The sequence below is a fragment of the Hymenobacter ruber genome (genome assembly GCF_054783255.1).
Genome location: NZ_BAAGQX010000004.1, coordinates 745,668 through 764,332 on the forward strand (window position 1 = coordinate 745,668; position 18,665 = coordinate 764,332).

The following is an 18,665-nucleotide window of genomic DNA, read 5'->3' on the forward strand; positions in this document are numbered from 1 at the left end:
CGTGGCCGATTACACCGTCCGGACGGCGGGGCGGCTGCGCAGCACCAGCACCACCACCAGCAGCACCAGCGCCACAATGGCCGGCACGCCCTTGGCCAGGCCGCCGGGGATTTTGGTGGCGTGCATAAACACGGCCCCAATCATGATGATGATGAGGCCCATGGCCGCCGGGCGCACCGTGCGCGGCACCAACAGGCCGATGCCGCCCAGCAATTCGGCCCCGCCAATGAAGCCGCCGAACCAGCCCGGCAGGCCCAGGCCCTCAAACATTTTCATAGTGCCATCCAGGTCTTTCAGCTTGCTGAAGCCGCCAAAGATGAACATGGCGGCCAGCAGGGCCTGCAAAATCCAGGCAATGATGTTGCGTACAGAAGGGCTCATAGTGAAATGGGAAAAGGTGAAAAAGGGTGATGTGAGGATTTTGGCCGGCGATGCGGCGTGTTAGCACTGGTTCCGCCGCCAAGGTCGGCAGAATGGAGATGATTTTGGTGCCCCAATGTTTTAGCAGTCCGGGGCCGACATGGAAATCCAAATTTTAATCATTGTATTGTAATAAATATATGTTTAACTTTATTTCGGTTGGCTTCTCTGCTTCTCTTTGCTGCAACGCACTGAGCCAATAGTTTTCCGGGTCAGGCAGTATCATGTGGGAGGAACGAGCGGAAATGAGATTTATCCCCGCAATAGTTAAGTAGTTATACATAGCAAAACCCGTATTTTTAACCTGTTGTTAACTTATCTTATTGGTGAAATTTGTAGCAACATTACATGATGTCTTACCGCATTGTATTGGAATATCTTGTTTATGTCTCTTTGGTTGATGCCTAAGTTCTATTCGTTATGCACGTGATATACCATGAAATGCTGCCGGAAAGCTACCTGCTTATTCTAGCACCCGGCCGGCAGGGCAAATCGGAAGCGGTGCTGGCGCGCTGGCTGCGCCGGGCGCAGCGCAGCGGCAAGCACTCCGTGTGGGTCGATTGCGGCATGTTGGAATCGCTGTCGGCCGAAGCCGCCCGGCTGTTGTGGAACTCGCACTTTCAGCTGCAGGAAAAGCACGCCCAGCTGGTGCTGGTGCACGTGCCCGAGCGGGTGAAGCGCGAACTGCTGGAGCAGGAGCTGGGTCCCGCACCCTGCATGGTGCCCACGCTGCTGGACGCCGCCCGCCAGGCCCACTGGCACGACTGGAGCCTGGAAGCCTAAGCCCGCGCCCGCCTATCCCCGTGCCCTTAGTCTTCGGGCGTGGTAATGGTGGTGGGGCTGCTGCCGGCCAGCAGAAACTCGCGCAGCCGGTTGATGTGCTTTTTGATTTCTTCCAGCCTTTCTTTTCGCTGCACCGAGTAGGAGCCCTCGTTGCGCGCGGCCATGCCGGTGAGCAGGTTTTTGCGCTCTTCCATCATGCGCAGGGCCACCCAGAGGGTTTCTTCGAGGTGCTGCTGAGAGTTGTGGAGCAGGCTGTCGGCGGTGTAGGCGTGGCCGGTGTGGCAGCGGTAGCGCAGCACTTTGCCCTCGTTCACTTCCCAGAGGTTGCCGCCGCAGTCGGGGCAGGTGAGGGGCACCAAGTGGGCAATGCTGTCGACGGCGACGGTATCGCCCACCACCCTTTCCGCAATGGCGGCTTCCTGCTTCAGGTCGTCGGGGATGGCGGGCTGGTGCTGGGGCACGGGACTGTGGGTGATTTCGTCGAGCAGGGCCGCCATCTGGCCCAGGGGCACCACGTAATCCACGTCCACGTTGAGCAGGGCCGTTTCGGGCATGCTGGGGAATTCGGCTTCGCCGGGGTCCTGCACGATGGTTACGCCGCCGCAGCGCTTGATAAACTCCAGGCCGGCGGTGCCGTCGTGCAGCATGCCCGTGAGCACCACGCCCACCGTGCGCGCCCCATAGGCCACGGCCGCCGAGCGGAACAGGGCATCGACGGCGGGGCGGTAGTGGTTTTCGCGCGGGCCTTTGGTTACGAGCAGGTGGGGCACACTGCCGTCTTTGGCCAGCAGGTGGCGGTCGGGCGGGGCCAGGTAGAGGGTGCCGGCCTTCAGGGATTCGCCGTCGGCGGGCAGGCGGCAGGGCAGGGCGGTGTGGCGGCCCAGCCGGTCTACGAGGTGCTGGCCGTCGAAATCGGGAGCAAAGTGCTGCACCACCAGGATGGCAGCGGGAATGGCAGCCGGGAGGTAGGCCACAAATTCGACCAGGGCGGGCATGCCGCCGGCCGAAGCGCCCACCACAATAAGATAAGTCGGAGCTGCCATGAGGAGTGGGGGAAATAGGATTTACTACGGCAAAAGCCTGGGCGTGGCGAAGGCCCCGGGCTTTTTACGGTAAATTTGTTTTGGCCCAGCTCCAAAGGGAGCGGGGGCTTTCACGCCCGCTGTTTTATGAATCCCACCCATTCGGCGTCCGCGCCCGACGAACCCGGCATCCACACCACCCCGTCCGGCGAAATTTCCCGAGATGGCGACGAGCCCATTGCCGGCGCCCTGGCCCGGCACCCCGAACACGCGGCCGAAAAGTTTCCGCTGGTGGCGCTGGGCGGCTCGGCGGGGTCGCTGGCGGCGTTTGAAGGGTTTTTTCGGGCCATGCCGGCCGATAGCGGGATGGCCTTTATGGTGGTGACGCACCTGCTGCCCGACCAGCCCTCGGAGCTGGCGCAGGTGCTCCAGCACTTCACCAAAATGCCGGTGTGCGAGGCCAGCGACGGCCAGCGGGTGCGCCCCAACCAGGTGTACGTGATTCCGCCCGGCCGCGACATGAGCATTCTGCACGGCATGCTGCTGCTGTTTGCGCCCACGCAGCCGGCGGGCCACCGGCTGCCCATCGACTTCTTTTTCCAGAGCCTGGCCAAGGACGCGCGCGACCGGGCGGTGTGCATCATCTGCTCGGGGCTGGGCTCGGATGGCACGCTGGGCCTGAAAATGGTGATGGAAAACTTTGGGATGGTGATGGTGCAGGCCCCTGAAACGGCCGAGTTCGACTCGATGCCGCGCTCGGCGCTGGCCACTGAGTTTGTGGATTTTGTGCTGCCCGCCGAGCAGCTGCCGGCCAAGCTGCTGGACTACGTGCGCCACCCCGACACCCGCCCCCGCCGCGAGGAAATGGACAGCAGCAGCCGCCCGGCCCACGCCCTGCAAAAGATTTTTCACCTCATCCGGGCCAAAACCGGGCACGACTTCAGCTTTTATAAGCGCAACACGGTGTTTCGGCGCATCGACCGGCGCATGAACTCGCACCAGATTCGGGAGTTTACGCAGTACGTGCGCTACCTGCAGGAGAACCCGGCCGAGGTGGATGCCCTCTTTAAGGAGCTGCTTATCGGCGTGACCAAGTTTTTCCGCGACCGCGAGGCATTTGAGCAACTCCGGGTGCGCCTGCTGCCGCTGCTGCGCGCCAAGCCCGCCGACAGCACCGTGCGGGTGTGGGCCCCCGGCTGTTCCACGGGCGAGGAAGCCTACAGCCTGGCCATCACCCTGCTCGAATGCCTGGGCGAGATGACGCCCACCAGCTACCTCAAGCTCCAGATTTTTGCCACCGACATCAACCCCGACGCCATCGACTATGCCCGCGTGGGGCTGTACCCCGAAAACGTGACGGCCGACGTGAGCCCCGAGCGGCTGCGGCGCTTCTTCACCAAAACCGAGGACGGCTACCGCATCAAGAAGGAGGTGCGCGACGTGGTGGTGTTTGCCGTGCACGACCTGAACAAGGACGCGCCCTTCACCAAGCTCGACCTGCTGGTGTGCCGCAACCTGCTCATCTACCTCAGCGCCGAGCTCCAGAAAAACCTCATTCCCATCTTCCACTACGCCCTGAACGCGGGCGGGCTGCTGTTTCTCGGGCCCAGCGAAAACCTCACGGGCTTCCAGGATTTGTTTTTGCCGCTGGATGTGAAGTGGAAGATTTCGCGCCGCTCCGATGTGCCGTCGTCGCTCACGCGGCTGGCCAATTTCCCTTTTGCGCTGGCCCGGCAGCATGCCCAGGCCGCGCCCGTTTCTACCACTGGCCCCATGACATCCCATAATAACCGCAAAGAAGGCCCGTTTGCCGCGCTGGTTCAGCGCGTGCTGCTGCGCCAATACACGCCGCCCGCCGTGGTCATCAACCCCAAGGGTGAAATTCTGTACGTGAACGGCCGCACCGGCCGCTACCTGGAGCCCGCCCCCGGCCTGGGGGCCATGAACGTGTTTGACATGGCCCGCGAAGAGCTCAACTACGAGCTGAGCGAGGCCGTGCACAAGGCCGTGGCCACCCGCCAGGACGTGGTGGCCGAGGGCGTGAAGCTGCGCCTCGACGCCGGCGTGCAGCTGCTGCGCCTCACGGTGAAGGTGCTGGAAGAAGGCGAGCCCCTGGCCGGCCTGCTGCTGGTGGTGTTTGAGGAGCAGCCCACGCCCCGCAAGGTGCGCCTGGGCAAGGCCACCCTGGCCCCCGACCACGACGCCCAGGTGCAAGCCCTAGAAAAGGAGCTGCACTACACCAAGCACCGCCTCCAGACCACCATCGAGGAGATGGAAAGCAGCGTGGAAGAGCTCAAGAGCACCAACGAGGAGCTGCAAAGCGCCAACGAGGAGCTGCAAAGCACCAACGAGGAGGCCATGACCAACAAAGAGGAAATGCAGAGCCTGAACGAGGAGCTCATGACCCTCAACATGCAGTACCTCACCAAAACCGAGGAGCTGAGCCAGGCCGCCAACGACATGAAAAACCTGCTCGATGCCACGGAAATCGCCACCATTTTCCTGGACAACGACATGGTGATAAAGCGCTTCACGCCGGCCGTGCACCGCATCGTGAACCTGCTGCCCGGCGACGTGGGCCGCCCCATCCTGCACTTTGCCACCACCCTGCGCCACGAAAGCCTGGCCCAGGACGTGCGCCAGGTGCTCGACAAGCTGGTGACCGTGGAGGCCAACATCCAGACCACCCAGGGCCAGTGGTACGTGATGCGCATCCTGCCCTACCGCACCCTCGACAACTACATCAGCGGGGCCGTCATCACCTTCACCGACATCACCCACCTCAAAACCCTGGAGGCCCAGCTGCAGGAAAGCGCCCGCTTTGCCGAAAGCATTGCCGAAACCCTGCGCGAACCCCTGCTCGTGCTCGATGCCAAGCAGCGGGTGCTGGCCATTAGCGAAGCCTTTGCCACGCTGTTTGGGCTCGACCGCGAGCGCAGCCTGGGCCAGCTGCTGCGCGAGCTGGATGGCGGCGCCTGGCAGCAGCCCGCCCTGCGCGAGCGCCTCGAAACCACCCTGCGCCACCCGGAGCAGTCCTTCACCGACTTTATCTACACGGCCGAGTTTCCGACGGCCGGGCTGCGCACGCTGCGGCTGTTTGGGCGGCCCCTTACCAGCGGCGGGGCGCGCACCGGCCGCCTGCTGCTGGGCGTGGAAGAGGTGGGCGCGTAGGTGGCCGGGGGTGGAATAGGTGGTAATATAATTGTTTGTCTATATTGGGGCATGCAAACCGTCCCCGTCCTTTCTGTACCCGCCTATACACTGGCCTACCAGGAGAGCCTCCAGGTGGTGGTGCTGCGCTGGCTCAAGCCGTACACCGTAGCCGAGGCCCGCAAATCGTACCAGGCGACGCTGGCGCTGGCCCTGCGGTACGGCTGCGCCCGCTGGCTGCTCGATGCCCGCCACACCGGCCCGCTCAACCTGGAGGTGGCGGAGTGGCTCACCTATAAATTTTTGCCAGCGGTGGCGGTCGGGCTGGCCCCGCACCCGCTGCGGCTGGGCGTCATCTGCTCCGCTGCCCGCTTTCAGCAGCTGCAAACCGACGACACCGTGGCCAGCGCCGTGTGCCAGGCCCTGGCCGATGAGCGCCCCTACCAGGCGGGCCTGTTTTATGACGAAGGGGCGGCCATGGCCTGGCTGATGAGCCAGCCAGGGTAGGGCGGGGGCGGGCGGCGCGGTTTCTGCCGCCGTCCAACGGCTGGCGCGCGCCAGCGGCGGGGCCAGTGGCGGGATTGCGCGGCCCACCGCCGGGCGGGCCCTATCTTCCGGCTTCATTTCTACCCCGGTTGGTTCCGTATGCCCCTTTCCCTTTCCGAATTAAAAGACCGCGCCATTCGCTTTGCCCAGGAGTGGCAGACCGCCGCCGACGAGCGCGCCGACGCCCAGGCGTTCTGGATTGATTTCTTCCACGTTTTCGACGTGAAGCGCCGCCGGGTGGCCTCCTTCGAGGTGCCCATCAAGAAGGCCGACGGGCGGCAGGGCTTCATCGACCTGCTCTGGAAGGGCACTCTGCTAGTGGAGCACAAAAGCCGGGGCCGCGACCTAGACCGCGCCGGCCAGCAGGCCCGCGACTACTTCCCCGGCCTCAAAGACCACGAGCTGCCCAAGTACATTCTGGTGTCGGACTTCGCCCGCTTCCGCCTCTACGACCTCGACGAGGGCACGGAGCACGAATTCGGGCTGGCCGAGCTGCACCAGCACCTGCACCTGTTTGCCTTCCTCACGGGCTACCAGAAGCGCGAGTACCGCCCCGAAGACCCCGCCAACATCCGGGCGGCCGAGCTGATGGGCGAGCTGCACGACGCCCTGCTTGCCGGCGGCTACCACGGCCACAAGCTGGAAGTGCTGCTGGTGCGCATCCTGTTCTGCCTGTTTGCCGAGGACACGGCCATCTTCGAGAAGAATGCCTTTCAGGAATTTCTGGAGGCCCAGACCCGGCCCGACGGCGCCGACGTGGGCACCCGCCTGGCCGAATGGTTTTCGATACTCGACCAGCCGCCCGCCGAGCGCCAGCGCCACCTGCCCGACTACCTGGCCCAGCTGCCCTACGTGAACGGGGCCTTGTTCACGGAATACTTCCCCTTCCCGAGCTTCGACGCGGCCCTGCGCGAGCGGCTCATCCGGTGCACGTACTTCGACTGGTCGCGGATTTCGCCGGCCATCTTCGGCTCGCTGTTTCAGTCCGTCACCGACCCCGTGAAGCGGCGCAACCTGGGGGCGCACTACACCTCGGAGGCCAACATTCTGAAGGTGATTCAGGGGCTGTTTCTGGACGAGCTGCGCCAGGAGCTGGCCACGGCGGGCCAGAGCCGCCCCAGGCTCGATGCCCTGCACCGGCGGCTCGAGCAGCTCCGGTTTCTGGACCCGAGCTGCGGCTGCGGCAACTTCCTGGTGGTGACCTACCGCGAGCTGCGCCTGCTGGAGCAGGAAATCCTCGAACGCCTCTTTGTGAGCCAGCGCGCCACCGGCCAAACCATCGACCTGGCCCTCTATGCCCGCGTGCAGGTGGACCAGGCCTACGGCATCGAGGTGGAAGAATTCCCGGCCCGCATTGCCGAGGTAGCCATGTGGCTCATGGACCACCAGCTCAACCTGCGCCTCTCCGAAGCCTTTGGCAACTTATATATGCGCTTCCCGCTCACGCGCACGGCCAAGATTATTTATGGTAATGCGTTGTTGGAGAATTGGGCTGATGTGCTCAATTTGCATAGTTTTTTAAGGACTGATGATAAAAACGCGGGAACGCGGGAACGCGGGAACGCGGGAACGCGGGAACGCGGGAGATACCTATGTCTTGGGCAATCCGCCGTTCATTGGTTCAAAGATGATGAGCGAGGCGCAGCGGCGAGAATTGTTAGCAGTTGCTGGAAATCTGCAAGGCGCTGGAGTATTGGATTACGTGGCTGCATGGTACCTGAAAGCAGCTCAATTGGCTGATGAATATGCTGTACGAACGGCTTTCGTGAGCACCAACAGCATCACGCAGGGCGAGCAGGTGAGCATTTTGTGGGGCGAGATGCTGAACCGCTACCACATTCACATTCAGTTCGCGCACCGCACCTTTAAGTGGAGCAATGAGGCGCGCGGCAATGCCAACGTGTTCTGCGTGATTGTGGGTTTTGGGCTGGAAGCCCCGCCCACGCGTCGGCTATTCGACTACGCCACGCCCAAAAGCGAGCCGCACGAGCTGAAGGTGAAAAACATCAATCCTTATTTGATTGATGCCGAAAACGTTTTGGTTAGAAGTAGGAGCATGCCGCTTTGTGATGTGCCCGCAATGGTTTCGGGAAACAAGCCAATTGATGGCGGCAACTATCTGTTCACACCGGAGCGGAAAGCTGAATTTCTGCAAAAAGAACCTCAAGCTGCCCCTTATTTCAAGCGCTGGTTGGGTGGCGAGGAATTTATAAACGGAACCGAGCGGTGGTGCTTGTGGCTGGGAGATACTTCGCCTTCGGAACTCTCGAAGCTGCCAGAGGCTAAGAAACTGATTGAAGCAGTGCGTGATTTTCGGGCTTCGAGCAACAGTCTCCCGACTAAAAAGCTGGCTGCCACACCCACCTTGTTTCATACTTCATTCGTTGCTGACAAACCGTTTCTAGCAATTCCCCAAGTTTCTTCGGAACGCCGTAGGTTTATTCCAATTGCGTTTCTTACGCCGGAATTTATGTGTGGTGACAAGCTACGATTGATTGCAAATGCGACACCTTACTTGTTCGGCGTTCTTACTTCGACCATGCACATGGCTTGGATGAGAGTAGTTGCAGGGCGATTAGAAAGTCGGTACAGCTATTCGGGCAACGTTGTTTATAACACGTTCCCCTTCCCGCCCGCGCCCAGCCCGAAGCAAACCGCCGCCGTGGAAGCCGCCGCCGCGCAGGTGCTGGCGGCCCGGGCCGAGTTCCCCGCCGAGAGCCTGGCCACCCTCTACGACCCCCTCACCATGCCGCCGGCCCTGGTGCGCGCCCACGCCACCCTCGACAAGGCCGTGGACCTGTGCTACCGCCCGGCCGCCTTCGCCACCGAGCTGGCGCGGCTCGAGTTTCTGTTTGCCGCCTACCGGGCCTTGCAGGCCCCCCTGCTGCCGCCCCCGCCCAAGGCCCGGCGGCGGCCCGCCGGCCCGGCCGCCTAGCCCCGCCCCCCGCCGCCGGGGGCCGAAATCGAGGGTCGGACCCCCGATTTCGAGGGTCGGACCCTCGATTTCCGTCCACATTGGCCCGATTTCGACCCAACCTGGCCCGATTGCCGTCCACGTTGGCCCGAAATCGAGCCAAAAAGGCCCGATTTCGAGGGCTATTTCCTCAAAATCGGGCCTTTTTGGCTCGGAATCGGCCCACTGTGGGCCGATTGGGTAGGGGCGGGGCTTGTTCCCGCCCGGCCGTTGAACGAAATCGGCCCACGGCAGCCCGATTGGGTAGGGGCGGGGCTTGTCCCCGCCCGTCGTTGCACGGAATCGTGGCCACGATGCAAACGTCCGGGCGGGGGCAAGCCCCGCCCCTACCTGCCGGGGCGGAAACTAGCCTTTGACGGTGGGTTTGCGGCCGGCGTTGGCGTTGCCGGGGAAGCGCACGCTCAGGTCGTCGTAGGCGGTTTGGGCGCCGGGCTGCTTGTTCTTGGCCAGAAACTTGATGTTGCCATACACGGTGAGGGCGTTGGCGTAGGCTTCGGAGCCGGCCACCATCACCGTGGAATCCAGGTCGAGGGCAAGCTGCTCGCACTGCTGGCGCAGGGGCGTGAGGGCGGCCATGCCGGCGGTGTCCTGCTTGAGCTCGGCCAGGTCGACGAAGGCGGGCACGAAGGCGGGGGTGGCGGTGGCGTAGTCGGTGGTTTTGCTCACGAAGGCCACCGTTTTGTCGGCCATGCGCAGCATGGTTTTGCGCTCGTCGGGGGTGAGGGAAAGGAGGTAGGGGGCCAGGGCCGTGCGGATGGCGTCGAAGTGGGCCTGCACGTCGGTCAGCACCTTGGCAGGAATGTCGGAATGGAACTCGTTGGGCATGCGACTAGGGGTTTTGGGTAAGCGTGAAATACGGGTGCCACTTGGCGGCCGGAAGGTAGGCGTTTTTGTGGGGTTGGCGGCCGGGGGCCGGCCTTCCGCCGCGGCCTGCTTATCTTCACTGCGTTCCTCGCCTTTCTGCTCATGCTGCCCACCACCCCGCCCGCCCCGCCCCCCGTCGACCTGCACGCCTCGCTGCTGGAGCTGCGCGCCCGCGCCGAGCAGCGCCGGCAGCTCGTCACCCAGACCACCGCCCAGCAAACGCCCCAGGAAATGCAGCGCCTGGTGCAGGAGCTGCAAGTGCAGCAGATAGAGCTGGAAATGCAGTACGAAGAGCTGCTGCTGACCCAGGCCGAAGCCCAGGCCGCCCGCAGCCAGTACGCCGACCTCTACGACTACGCCCCGGTGGGCTACTTCACCCTCACCGAAGCCGGCCTCATCGAGCAGCTCAACTTTTGCGGGGCCAAGCTGCTGGGCACCGTGCGCCAGCGGCTGGCGGGGCGGCGCTTTGCCCTGTTTGTGGAGCCGGCCCAGCGCCTGGCGTTTGGGCAGTTTCTGGCCCGCGTGTTTGGCGCCGACAGCACCCAGAGCCTGGAGCTGCCCTTGCAGCAGGAAGACGGCACCCCGTTTTTCGGCCAGCTCGAAGGCCTGCGGGTAGACACGCCGGCCGGCCCGCAGTGCCGCCTGGCCGTGCTCGACACCACCGCCCGCCAGCGGGCCACGGCCGCCCTGGCCGCCAGCGAGGCCCGCTTCCGCAAGCTGTTCAGCGAGAGCTACACGGCCGTGGTGCTGCTGCAGGGCTACCAGGTGGTGGACTGCAACGCCGCCGCCCTGCGCCTGCTGGGCACCGCCGACCGGCAGCAGCTGGTGGGCCAGCCGGCCTGGGCCCACGCCCCCGAGCGGCAGCCCGACGGCCGCCGCACCGTCGACCTGATTCAGGAAGCCATGGCAGACGCCCTGCGCAACGGCTCGAAACGCTGCGAGGCCCAGATGCAGCGGCTCACGGGCGAGCTGGTGTGGATTGAGGCCGTGCTCACGCCCATCGAGCTGGACGGGGCCGCGCCGGTGGTGCACATTCTGTGGCGCGACATCACGGCCGCCAAGCAGGCCCTGCAGCAGGCGCAACGCAGCAAGGAATTCACCGAAAGCCTACTGGATAACACCGTCGACGGCATCATTGCCGTCGACAACCAGCGCCGCATCACGGCCTGGAACGCCCAGGCCACCACCTATTTTGGGCACGATGCCGCCGCGGTTTTGGGCCGCCCTTTAGCAGAGGTGCTGCCCTACCTCGACGACGAATCGCACGGGATGGTGAGGCGGGCGCTGGCCGGCGAGCGCATCGACCTGTTCAGCCGCGGGTTTCAGGCGCGTCCCGGCCGCTACGATGCCCACGTGGTGCCCCTCTACCACAGCGGCGAAAGCCGGCCCAGCGGCGTGCTCACGGTGGTGCGCGACGTGACCGAGCGCGACCGCCTGGCCGAGGAAGCCACCCAGATGCGCCTGCGCCAGCAGCAGGAAGTGCTGGCCGCCATTCTGGCCACCCAGGAAACCGAGCGCAAGCGCATTGCCGAGGCCCTGCACAACGGCCTGGGCCAGCTCCTCTACGCCGCCAAGCTCAGCCTGGCGGGCCGGGCCGGGGTGGCGGGGGCACCCGATGGGGCGCTGAATCTGCTGCAGGAAGCCATCCGGGCCACGCGCACCATCTCCTTCGAGCTCACGCCCGGCGTGCTGGAGGACTTTGGCCTGCAAACGGCCCTGCAGGAGCTGGTGAAGCGCATTGCGCCGGCCGGCCTGCCCATTCGGCTGCACCTGCTGGGCCTGGGCCACCGCTTCAGCCCGCCGGTCGAAATCGGGGTGTACCGCACGGTGCAGGAGCTGCTGAATAACGTGATGAAGCACGCCCACGCCACCGAAGCCGTGGTGCACGTGGCCCACGAAAACGGCCGCCTCGAGGTGAGCGTGGAGGACAACGGCTGCGGCTTCGAGCCGGCCGCACTGGCGGGGCAGCCGCTGGCCGGCATTGGCCTGGCCGGGGTGCGCAACCGCGTGGCCCTGCTGGGCGGCCGGCTGGCCATCAACTCGCGCCTGGGCCGGGGCACCATCATCAGCTTCGAGCTGGACGTGTGAGGACGAGAAGCGGCTTGCGGCCTGATTATTGCGCAGCCGTTCGCCAGCCCCGCTCCCGTATTTTCGGGCCGCCGGAACCTATGCGCGGCTTCCGCGCTTCTGCAAACAACCCCTGCACATGACCAATACTTTACCCCGGAAGAAGATGAAATCGTCGACGTTTACCCACTTGCTGCTGGCCCCGCTGCTGGCCGCCACCGTGCTGGGCAGCTGCGGCAAAAAAACCGTGGAGCCCGAAGCGCCCACCAGCAGCTTCGCCATTCAGCTGGAGCCCGTGGTGGGCACCGCCGACCTGGAGCTCAACACCAAAACCTACACCAAAGCCGACGGCCAGGCCTTCACCGTGTCGAAGTTCCTGGTGATGCTCTCGAACGTGAAGCTGACCAAGGCCGACGGCTCGGCCTTCGCCGTGCCCGATGGCTACTACCTCTTCGACGCCGCCGACCCCAAGTCGTATCAGATTTTGATTGACAAGGTGCCCGTGGGCGACTACACCGGCATTAGCTTCGCGGTGGGCGTGGACGACGCCCACAACAACGCCACCGCCAAGGGCGGCGCCCTGGTGCACACCAGCGAGATGTACTGGGAGTGGGGCGGCGAATACGTGTTTCTGACCATGGCCGGCACTTCGCCCCAGGCCCCGGCCAGCAGCAGCCATTTCCTGACCTACGACATCAACGGCAGCAACGCCCTGCGGGTGGTGTCGCCCGCGTTCGACAAAGGCGTGGTGCTGCCCGTGGTGGCCGGCCACGTGCCCGCCATCCACCTGAGTATGAACGTGCAGAGCTTATTCGAAAGCGCCACGCCGGCCAATAACATCAACTTTGCCACCACCTACATCGTGGACACCAGCAGCCCCTGGAAAACCGTGATGGCCGACAACTACGCGGCCGGCATGTTCACGGTCGAGCACATTCACGCCAACTAAGCGCCGGTATGCGGAGGATTCCAAAGACGACATTGGCCTGGCTGGGAGCCGGCCTGCTGGCCCTGGCCAGCTGCAAGCACGACAGCGACACCGTGGACCCCGAAGGCCCGGTAGTAGCGCCCACGGCCTACAACTTTGTGGTGCCCGACAACTTCCCAGCCCTGCCCGCCCAGCCCGCCGACAACCCCCTGACGGTGGAGGGCGTGGCGCTGGGCCGGCAGCTGTTCTACGAGAAAGGCCTGTCGGTGAACAGCACGATTTCCTGTGCCAGCTGCCACCGCCAGGAGCTGGCCTTCACCGACGGGCTGGCCCACGCCCAGGGCGTGAACGGCAGCACCACGCCGCGCAGCGCCATGTCATTGGCCAACCTGGCCTGGGAGCCCAAGCTCACCTGGGACGGGGCCGCCAGCAGCCTCGAAGCCCAGGCCCGCATTCCCATCGAAAACCCGGCCGAGATGCACCAGACGCTGGCCGCCGGCGTGGCCCGCTTGCAAGCCACCAGCACGTATCCGCCGCTGTTTCGCAAAGCGTTTGGCAGCAGCACCATCACCGAGGAGAATACCCTCAAGGCCCTGGCCCAGTTCGAGCGCACCCTGGTTTCCAGCAACTCGCGCTATGATAAATTCCTGGCCGGCAACCGGGCCGCCCTCACCAGCTACGAGCAGCAGGGCCTGGTACTGTTCGTGACGCACCCGGACGGCCCGGCCGGCATCCGGGGCGGCAACTGCAAGGACTGCCACGACGGTAGCCTGCAAACCGATAACGCCTTCCGCAACAACGGCCTCGACGCCACGCTCACCGACCTGGGCCTGGGCCTGCAAACCGGCAAGCCCACCGACAACGGCAAGTTTCGGGTGCCCTCGCTGCGCAACATTGCCCTCACGGCCCCCTACATGCACGATGGCCGCTTTCCCAACCTCGACAGCGTGCTGAGCCATTACAACGAGCACATTGCCACGGCCAGCCCCAACCTCGACCCGCTCATCCTCAACGGCAGCAACAACAAGCTCGGCGCCGGCCACCCCCTGGGCCTGACTAAGGACGAGAAGGCCAAAATCGTAGCCTTCCTGCAAACCCTCACCGATACCACTTTCACCCACGACCGGCGCTTCGCCAAGCCATAGCACGGGCCGAGTAGTAAAATGCTGAGCCGTCGCGGCTGCGATATTCGTAGCCGCGACGGCTTTTTTCTGGCGGATGGAAATGGTCCTGGCACAGAATTATCACAGGTTCGTGCTGCAATTTTGTATCGAAAGCAAGCAGCTAAACCAGGGCGGATAGTGTCTGTTGGCCGCAGTTGATGAATGATTTTTAGGGATATGAAAGTTTTACTCACCGCCCTCGTGCGGTTTTTTAGTGCCCGCGCCGTTGGGTTTGGGCAGCAGCAACTGGTAGGCGGGGTAATGTTGGTAGCCGGGCTGGCCGGCCCGCTGGGGGCGCAGGCCCAAACCGGCGGCAGCATAAGCGGCAAGCTGCTCGACGCGGCCAATAACGAGCCGCTGCCCTTTGCCGGCGTGGTGCTATTGCGCGCCACGGATTCGAGCTTCGTGGCCGGCGCGCAGACGCTGGAAAGCGGCGCGTTTGCCATCGAAAAAGTACCGTTTGGGAATTACGTGTTGCGGGCCTCGGTGGTGGGCTACCGCACGGGGCAGCGCGCCGTGGCCCTCACGGCCGCTGCGCCCGCGCTCCAGCTGGGGCCGCTGCGGCTGCGCGTGGCCGCCACCAAGCTGGCCGAAGTAGTGGTGAAAGGCCAGCGCGCCATCGTGACCGATAACCTCGACAAGAAGGTCATCGACGTGACCAAGGACCTGACCGCCACCGGCGGCACGGCCGTGGACGTACTCCAGAACGTGCCCTCCGTGACCGTGGACCAGAGCGGCGCGGTGAGCCTGCGCGGCTCGACCAACGTGCGCATCTTCGTGGATGGCAAGCCCACCGGCGTGACGCTGGACCAGCTGCCGGCCAGCTCCATCCAGAACATTGAAGTAGTGACCAATCCCTCCTCGCGCTACGACGCGGAGGGCTCGGCCGGCATCATCAACATTGTGCTGAAAAAAGAGCGCCAGGACGGCTGGAACGGCCAGGCCACCGCCACCGCCGGCACCGGCGATAAATACAACACCTCGCTGAACCTGAACTACCACAAGGGCAAGTTCAACGTGTTCGGCTCCTACGATTTCCGCGATGACCGGCGCACGGGCTATGGCTCGGTGCGCCAGCGCACCACCCGCCTCGACACCACCGTGGTGCTGAACCAGGACCGCACCGGCGTGTTTCAGGGCACCTCGCACGCCCTGCGCCTGGGGCTGGACTACGCCCTCACACCCGACCAGACGCTGACGCTGACCGTGCAGCCGCGCTACAACAGCCAGGACAACCAGGAAAATATCATCTCGACCCAGACCAACCTGATAACCGGCTTCGCGCCGCCGTTGGGCAACAGCACCCGCTACGTGACCAACGCCGGCACCGCCAGGCAGGCCGATTTCAGCCTCGATTACCGCCACCTCTGGCCTGCCCAGAAGGGCCGCGAACTGACGGCCAATGCCATTTACACACCCGTGCAAAACAGCATTGGGGTGAATTCAGACGTGAACTACCGCGACCAGACCAATGGCAACCAGCACCAGCAGTTCGACACGCAGAACGACTTGGCCTCGGCCCAAATCGACTACGTGATGCCGGTGGGGGACAAGGGCCGCTACGAGCTGGGGGCCAAAAGCATTTCGCGCCGCTCCGACAACGACTACCAGTACACCAGCCGCCCCACACTGGCCTTCGACCCCTCGAACCGCTTCATTTACCACGAGTTCATTCAGGCGGCCTACGGCACGTATGCCAACGCGGCCGGCGCGTTCAGCTACCAGTTTGGCCTGCGCCTGGAGCAAACCAACACCCGCGGTGACCAGTCGACGGACGTGCCCAACGCCCACTTCACGCGCAGCTACCTGAGCCTGTTCCCCAGCGCCGTGCTGGCCTACGATGTGAGCAAGGAAAACCGCGTGCAGCTCAGCTACTCGCGCCGCGTGCAGCGCCCCAGCGCCGACGAGCTGAACCCCTTCACCGACCGCTCGGACCCGCTGAACCTGCGCACCGGTAACCCATTGCTGTTCCCCGAGTTCGTGCACTCGCTGGAGCTGGGCAACCAGCGGTTTTTCGGAGCCAGCAGCTCGGTGAGCGCCACGGCATTTTACCGGCTCGAAGAAAACACGATTACCAACATCCGCGACCCGTTTTTCCGCGACCCCGTCACCAACGCCCTCGTCACGAACACCACGCGCCTCAACGTGGGCCAGGAAACCAACTACGGCCTGGAGCTGGTGGCCACAGCCCCGGTCACCAGCATCTGGAAGGTGAGTGCCAATGCCTCGGCGTTCCGGCGCATCATCAAAGGCTCGGTGCCGACGAATCTGGATTTCAACAACAGCAACATCGTGTACACGGGCCGGCTCAATACCACGGTGTCGCCCACCAAAAAGCTCGATTTGCAGCTCTCGGCCAACTACCGCTCGCCGGTGGTATCGGCGCAGGGCCAGCGCCTCACGCAGTTCAATGCCGACTTTGCCGCCAAGCAAAGCGTGCTCAAGGACAAAGGCAGCATCACGCTGCGGGTGTCCGATATCTTCAACACGCTGCAATTCAATTTCAACGCCTACGGCCCCGGTTTCGAGTCACTGGCCCGCAACAAGCGCGAGTCGCGCATCCTGTACTTGGGTTTCACCTACCGCTTCGGCAACGCGGGCGAAAGCCCCCGCCCCAAGCGCAAAGACGACCAGGCCGACGACAGCGGCCGGGGCGGCTTCGAGTAAAGTGCCGCGGGCGCAAGCGTGCCATCCGGAACCTTCGGCGTTAAATTTGCCGTTCGGCTGCCGCCGCTGGCGCGGCCGTTGTTCCATTGCCTCTTGTTTCTGATTTGCTCATGTTTCCGAAAATTCCCGCTTTCCTGCTGACTGCCCTGTGCACCGCTACCCTGCTGCTGAGCAGCTGCGAAGGCCAGAAGCCTGCTGCCGCCACCGCCGCGCCGGCTGCCAAGCCCGCCGCCACGCCCGTGGCCGAGGCCCGCTACGAGTGCCCGATGGGCTGCGCCGGCAGCCAAAGCAGCAAGCCCGGCAAGTGCCCCACCTGCGAGATGGAACTGGTCAAAAAAACGTAGCAAAAGCCGCCAGCATCAGGATTCTACAGCTTTGCGCGAAAATTCTATGATGGCGAGCAGCGGGCACGGTGGTAATTTTACTGTGTCGCCCCCTGTTTGCAGCCGGGCGCTTTCCCGCTACTTCACTGGTCAATTCCATGTCAACGCTTCGTTTCAAAACCACCATCAACTGCGGCGGCTGCATCAAGGCCGTCACGCCCGCGCTCAACCAGGAAGTTGGGGCCAATAACTGGCAGGTCGACACCGCCAACGCCGACAAAATCCTGACCGTGAGCTCGCCCACCGCCACCGCCGCTCAGGTAGTGAAAGCCGTGCAGGACGCCGGATTCGAGATTCAGCCGCTGGTGGCGTAAGGCGTTCAGTCAAAACCAATAAAAAAGGCGGTTCCATACTGGAACCGCCTTTTTTGTGCCATTTCAGCGCCAGCCCAGCTATTGCACGACGACCTTTCGGCTGGTGAGCTGGTCACCGATTTGGAGCTTGACGAGGTAGGCGCCGGCGGGCAGGCTGCCGAGGGCAAACTGCTGGCTGCCGGCCTGCTCGGCGCTAGCCAGCGAGCGCACGCGCTGGCCCAGGGCGTTGTACACGGCCAGCGAAACGGGCTGCCGGCCGGCCGGCACGGTGTAGGCAATGGTGGAAGTGGCCGAGGCCGGGTTGGGATACACCTGGAAATCAAAACTGCTGGCCACGGCGCTGCGGCTGGCCAGCACGCCCGTGCCCAATGCATCCGTGAGAAACTGATTGCCCGGAATAGCTGAAAAATCCGGGTTGCTGCCCAGGGCGGTGGTCCGGCCGGCAATCTGGGGAATCACATCGGAGAAGAAAATGCCGTCGCCGTCGGTGTAGGCCGCTACCAGCTCAATGTTTGTGCCCGTCGTGATGGGGACCGTCGCAGTGCCCAGGTCGGCTAATGGGATTTCCAGCTCAAACCCCGAATTGGTGGTATTGCCGCTGAGGGTGGCGGTGTTATTGTAAGCAAATTTGCTGCCTCCCAAATCCATCGCAGTGGTGCACGTCACCTGCCCGCCGGCCTTGGTGCCGGCGGCAATAAACGTATCGGTGCCGGGCGTCACGGTTGTGCCGGTCACGTAGGAAACCCGGCTGAAATACACATCGTTAGCCGTCGCAGAGGCGGGGCCCACCGATACCCGAAAGCCATAGTCGGTGGGGTTGTCCATGGTGGGATGGTGCTTGAGCGGCGACTGTGGGTCGCTGCCGCCGGGCAGGGCCGTACCGGCCGGTGCGCCCGGCCGGGCGGGCGTATTCAGGTACACAATGAGGGAACGGTACCCGCCCGATGACGTGGTACTGTTGGCCGCCTCGGCCGAACCCACCAGCATGATATTCAGCGTGGTGGCGGTGTAGCCCACATAGAGTGACTGGATGCCCCGGTCGGCATCGAGATGGGAGCCAGTGTAGGTGGCGGCCAATTGATACTTGCCCATGCCGGTACCAATTTCAGCCGCTGTCGCCCTGCCGTCTACAACGAACTGGGCCCTGGCCGTGAGCGAGGCGATGGTAAGGATACCAATCGCAGCAAGTGTCGAAAACTGTTTCATGAGGTGGGAGATAAAAGGTTAAAATCATTTATAAATATATGTAAAACCTCGTCTTTAAAAATGAATTTTTAATTAAGATGTGCATAAATATCATTGCATATTGCAAAAAAACCATTTGTTAGAAATAAAAAAAAGGCGGCTCCACGCTGGAGCCGCCCTTCTGAGCAAGGTTCGGGAG

General features: G+C 63.6%; 15 protein-coding genes. 11 read left to right on the forward strand and 4 right to left on the reverse strand.

The annotated features are described in order from the left end of the window. Positions 1 to 9 precede the first annotated feature (9 nt). Positions 10 to 381, reverse strand: a complete 372-nt coding sequence (locus ACYVM5_RS13735) for a DoxX family protein (protein WP_460618679.1) — start codon at positions 379 to 381, stop codon at positions 10 to 12. A 465-nt stretch (positions 382 to 846) separates the two neighbouring features. Between ACYVM5_RS13735 and ACYVM5_RS13740 the strand changes: the two genes are divergently transcribed. After that, positions 847 to 1,203: an STAS domain-containing protein gene (locus tag ACYVM5_RS13740; RefSeq protein ID WP_460618680.1), complete on the forward strand. Its 357-nt coding sequence runs from the start codon at positions 847 to 849 to the stop codon at positions 1,201 to 1,203. 26 nt (positions 1,204 to 1,229) lie between these two features. Here ACYVM5_RS13740 and ACYVM5_RS13745 read toward each other — a convergent pair whose 3' ends face one another. Next, a complete protein-coding gene (locus ACYVM5_RS13745; protein WP_460618681.1) occupies positions 1,230 to 2,246 on the reverse strand; it encodes a chemotaxis protein CheB in 1,017 nt (338 codons plus the stop codon). Positions 2,247 to 2,372: 126 nt separating this feature from the next. On the opposite strand from ACYVM5_RS13745, the gene ACYVM5_RS13750 reads away from it, so the two are divergent. From ACYVM5_RS13750 to ACYVM5_RS13765, 4 genes are all read left to right on the forward strand, one after another. Then, complete coding sequence (locus ACYVM5_RS13750; RefSeq protein ID WP_460618682.1) at positions 2,373 to 5,396, forward strand: CheR family methyltransferase; 3,024 nt, start codon at positions 2,373 to 2,375, stop codon at positions 5,394 to 5,396. Between the two features lie 51 nt (positions 5,397 to 5,447). Next, positions 5,448 to 5,882, forward strand: a complete 435-nt coding sequence (locus ACYVM5_RS13755; protein WP_460618683.1) for a hypothetical protein — start codon at positions 5,448 to 5,450, stop codon at positions 5,880 to 5,882. A gap of 138 nt (positions 5,883 to 6,020) precedes the next feature. Then, positions 6,021 to 7,661, forward strand: coding sequence for a type IIL restriction-modification enzyme MmeI (locus ACYVM5_RS13760; protein ID WP_460618684.1), 1,641 nt, complete (start codon positions 6,021 to 6,023; stop codon positions 7,659 to 7,661). Continuing rightward, positions 7,552 to 8,856, forward strand: coding sequence for a type IIL restriction-modification enzyme MmeI (locus ACYVM5_RS13765; RefSeq protein WP_460618685.1), 1,305 nt, complete (start codon positions 7,552 to 7,554; stop codon positions 8,854 to 8,856). The genes ACYVM5_RS13760 and ACYVM5_RS13765 overlap by 110 nt, the downstream gene beginning before the upstream one ends. Before the next feature lie 384 nt (positions 8,857 to 9,240). On the opposite strand, the gene ACYVM5_RS13770 is transcribed toward ACYVM5_RS13765, so the two are convergent. Then, on the reverse strand, positions 9,241 to 9,720 hold the full coding sequence (locus tag ACYVM5_RS13770; RefSeq protein ID WP_460618686.1) for a hypothetical protein: 480 nt from the start codon (positions 9,718 to 9,720) through the stop codon (positions 9,241 to 9,243). Positions 9,721 to 9,861: 141 nt separating this feature from the next. Here ACYVM5_RS13770 and ACYVM5_RS13775 point away from each other — a divergent pair, with 141 nt between their 5' ends. The 6 genes from ACYVM5_RS13775 to ACYVM5_RS13800 all read left to right on the forward strand — a co-directional run bounded on the left by ACYVM5_RS13775 (position 9,862) and on the right by ACYVM5_RS13800 (position 17,281). After that, complete coding sequence (locus ACYVM5_RS13775; protein WP_460618687.1) at positions 9,862 to 11,847, forward strand: sensor histidine kinase; 1,986 nt, start codon at positions 9,862 to 9,864, stop codon at positions 11,845 to 11,847. 118 nt (positions 11,848 to 11,965) lie between these two features. Further along, complete coding sequence (locus tag ACYVM5_RS13780; protein ID WP_460618688.1) at positions 11,966 to 12,775, forward strand: MbnP family protein; 810 nt, start codon at positions 11,966 to 11,968, stop codon at positions 12,773 to 12,775. Positions 12,776 to 12,783: 8 nt separating this feature from the next. Next, positions 12,784 to 13,899: a cytochrome-c peroxidase gene (locus tag ACYVM5_RS13785; RefSeq protein WP_460618689.1), complete on the forward strand. Its 1,116-nt coding sequence runs from the start codon at positions 12,784 to 12,786 to the stop codon at positions 13,897 to 13,899. Positions 13,900 to 14,094: 195 nt separating this feature from the next. Continuing rightward, positions 14,095 to 16,584, forward strand: coding sequence for a TonB-dependent receptor (locus tag ACYVM5_RS13790; RefSeq protein WP_460618690.1), 2,490 nt, complete (start codon positions 14,095 to 14,097; stop codon positions 16,582 to 16,584). Between the two features lie 110 nt (positions 16,585 to 16,694). Then, positions 16,695 to 16,928 (forward strand): heavy metal-binding domain-containing protein, encoded by a 234-nt coding sequence (locus ACYVM5_RS13795; protein ID WP_460618691.1) that lies wholly within the window; start codon positions 16,695 to 16,697, stop codon positions 16,926 to 16,928. 137 nt (positions 16,929 to 17,065) lie between these two features. Then, positions 17,066 to 17,281, forward strand: a complete 216-nt coding sequence (locus ACYVM5_RS13800; RefSeq protein ID WP_460618692.1) for a heavy-metal-associated domain-containing protein — start codon at positions 17,066 to 17,068, stop codon at positions 17,279 to 17,281. A gap of 78 nt (positions 17,282 to 17,359) precedes the next feature. Here ACYVM5_RS13800 and ACYVM5_RS13805 read toward each other — a convergent pair whose 3' ends face one another. Then, the gene (locus ACYVM5_RS13805; RefSeq protein WP_460618693.1) at positions 17,360 to 18,487 is read right to left on the reverse strand and encodes a T9SS type A sorting domain-containing protein; all 1,128 of its coding nucleotides are present in this window, start codon (positions 18,485 to 18,487) and stop codon (positions 17,360 to 17,362) included. Positions 18,488 to 18,665 lie beyond the last annotated feature (178 nt).

Bases quoted from the DNA above. Each gene is read 5' to 3' on its own strand.
- ACYVM5_RS13735 (WP_460618679.1), bottom strand. From the start codon at position 381: ATGAGCCCTTCTGTACGCAACATCATTGCCTGGATTTTGCAGGCCCTG.
- ACYVM5_RS13775 (WP_460618687.1), top strand. From the start codon at position 9,862: ATGCTGCCCACCACCCCGCCCGCCCCGCCCCCCGTCGACCTGCACGCC.
- ACYVM5_RS13800 (WP_460618692.1), top strand. From the start codon at position 17,066: ATGTCAACGCTTCGTTTCAAAACCACCATCAACTGCGGCGGCTGCATC.
- ACYVM5_RS13760 (WP_460618684.1), top strand. From the start codon at position 6,021: ATGCCCCTTTCCCTTTCCGAATTAAAAGACCGCGCCATTCGCTTTGCC.
- ACYVM5_RS13745 (WP_460618681.1), bottom strand. From the start codon at position 2,246: ATGGCAGCTCCGACTTATCTTATTGTGGTGGGCGCTTCGGCCGGCGGC.
- ACYVM5_RS13755 (WP_460618683.1), top strand. From the start codon at position 5,448: ATGCAAACCGTCCCCGTCCTTTCTGTACCCGCCTATACACTGGCCTAC.
- ACYVM5_RS13750 (WP_460618682.1), top strand. From the start codon at position 2,373: ATGAATCCCACCCATTCGGCGTCCGCGCCCGACGAACCCGGCATCCAC.
- ACYVM5_RS13795 (WP_460618691.1), top strand. From the start codon at position 16,695: ATGTTTCCGAAAATTCCCGCTTTCCTGCTGACTGCCCTGTGCACCGCT.
- ACYVM5_RS13770 (WP_460618686.1), bottom strand. From the start codon at position 9,720: ATGCCCAACGAGTTCCATTCCGACATTCCTGCCAAGGTGCTGACCGAC.
- ACYVM5_RS13805 (WP_460618693.1), bottom strand. From the start codon at position 18,487: ATGAAACAGTTTTCGACACTTGCTGCGATTGGTATCCTTACCATCGCC.
- ACYVM5_RS13780 (WP_460618688.1), top strand. From the start codon at position 11,966: ATGACCAATACTTTACCCCGGAAGAAGATGAAATCGTCGACGTTTACC.
- ACYVM5_RS13765 (WP_460618685.1), top strand. From the start codon at position 7,552: ATGAGCGAGGCGCAGCGGCGAGAATTGTTAGCAGTTGCTGGAAATCTG.
- ACYVM5_RS13790 (WP_460618690.1), top strand. From the start codon at position 14,095: ATGAAAGTTTTACTCACCGCCCTCGTGCGGTTTTTTAGTGCCCGCGCC.
- ACYVM5_RS13785 (WP_460618689.1), top strand. From the start codon at position 12,784: ATGCGGAGGATTCCAAAGACGACATTGGCCTGGCTGGGAGCCGGCCTG.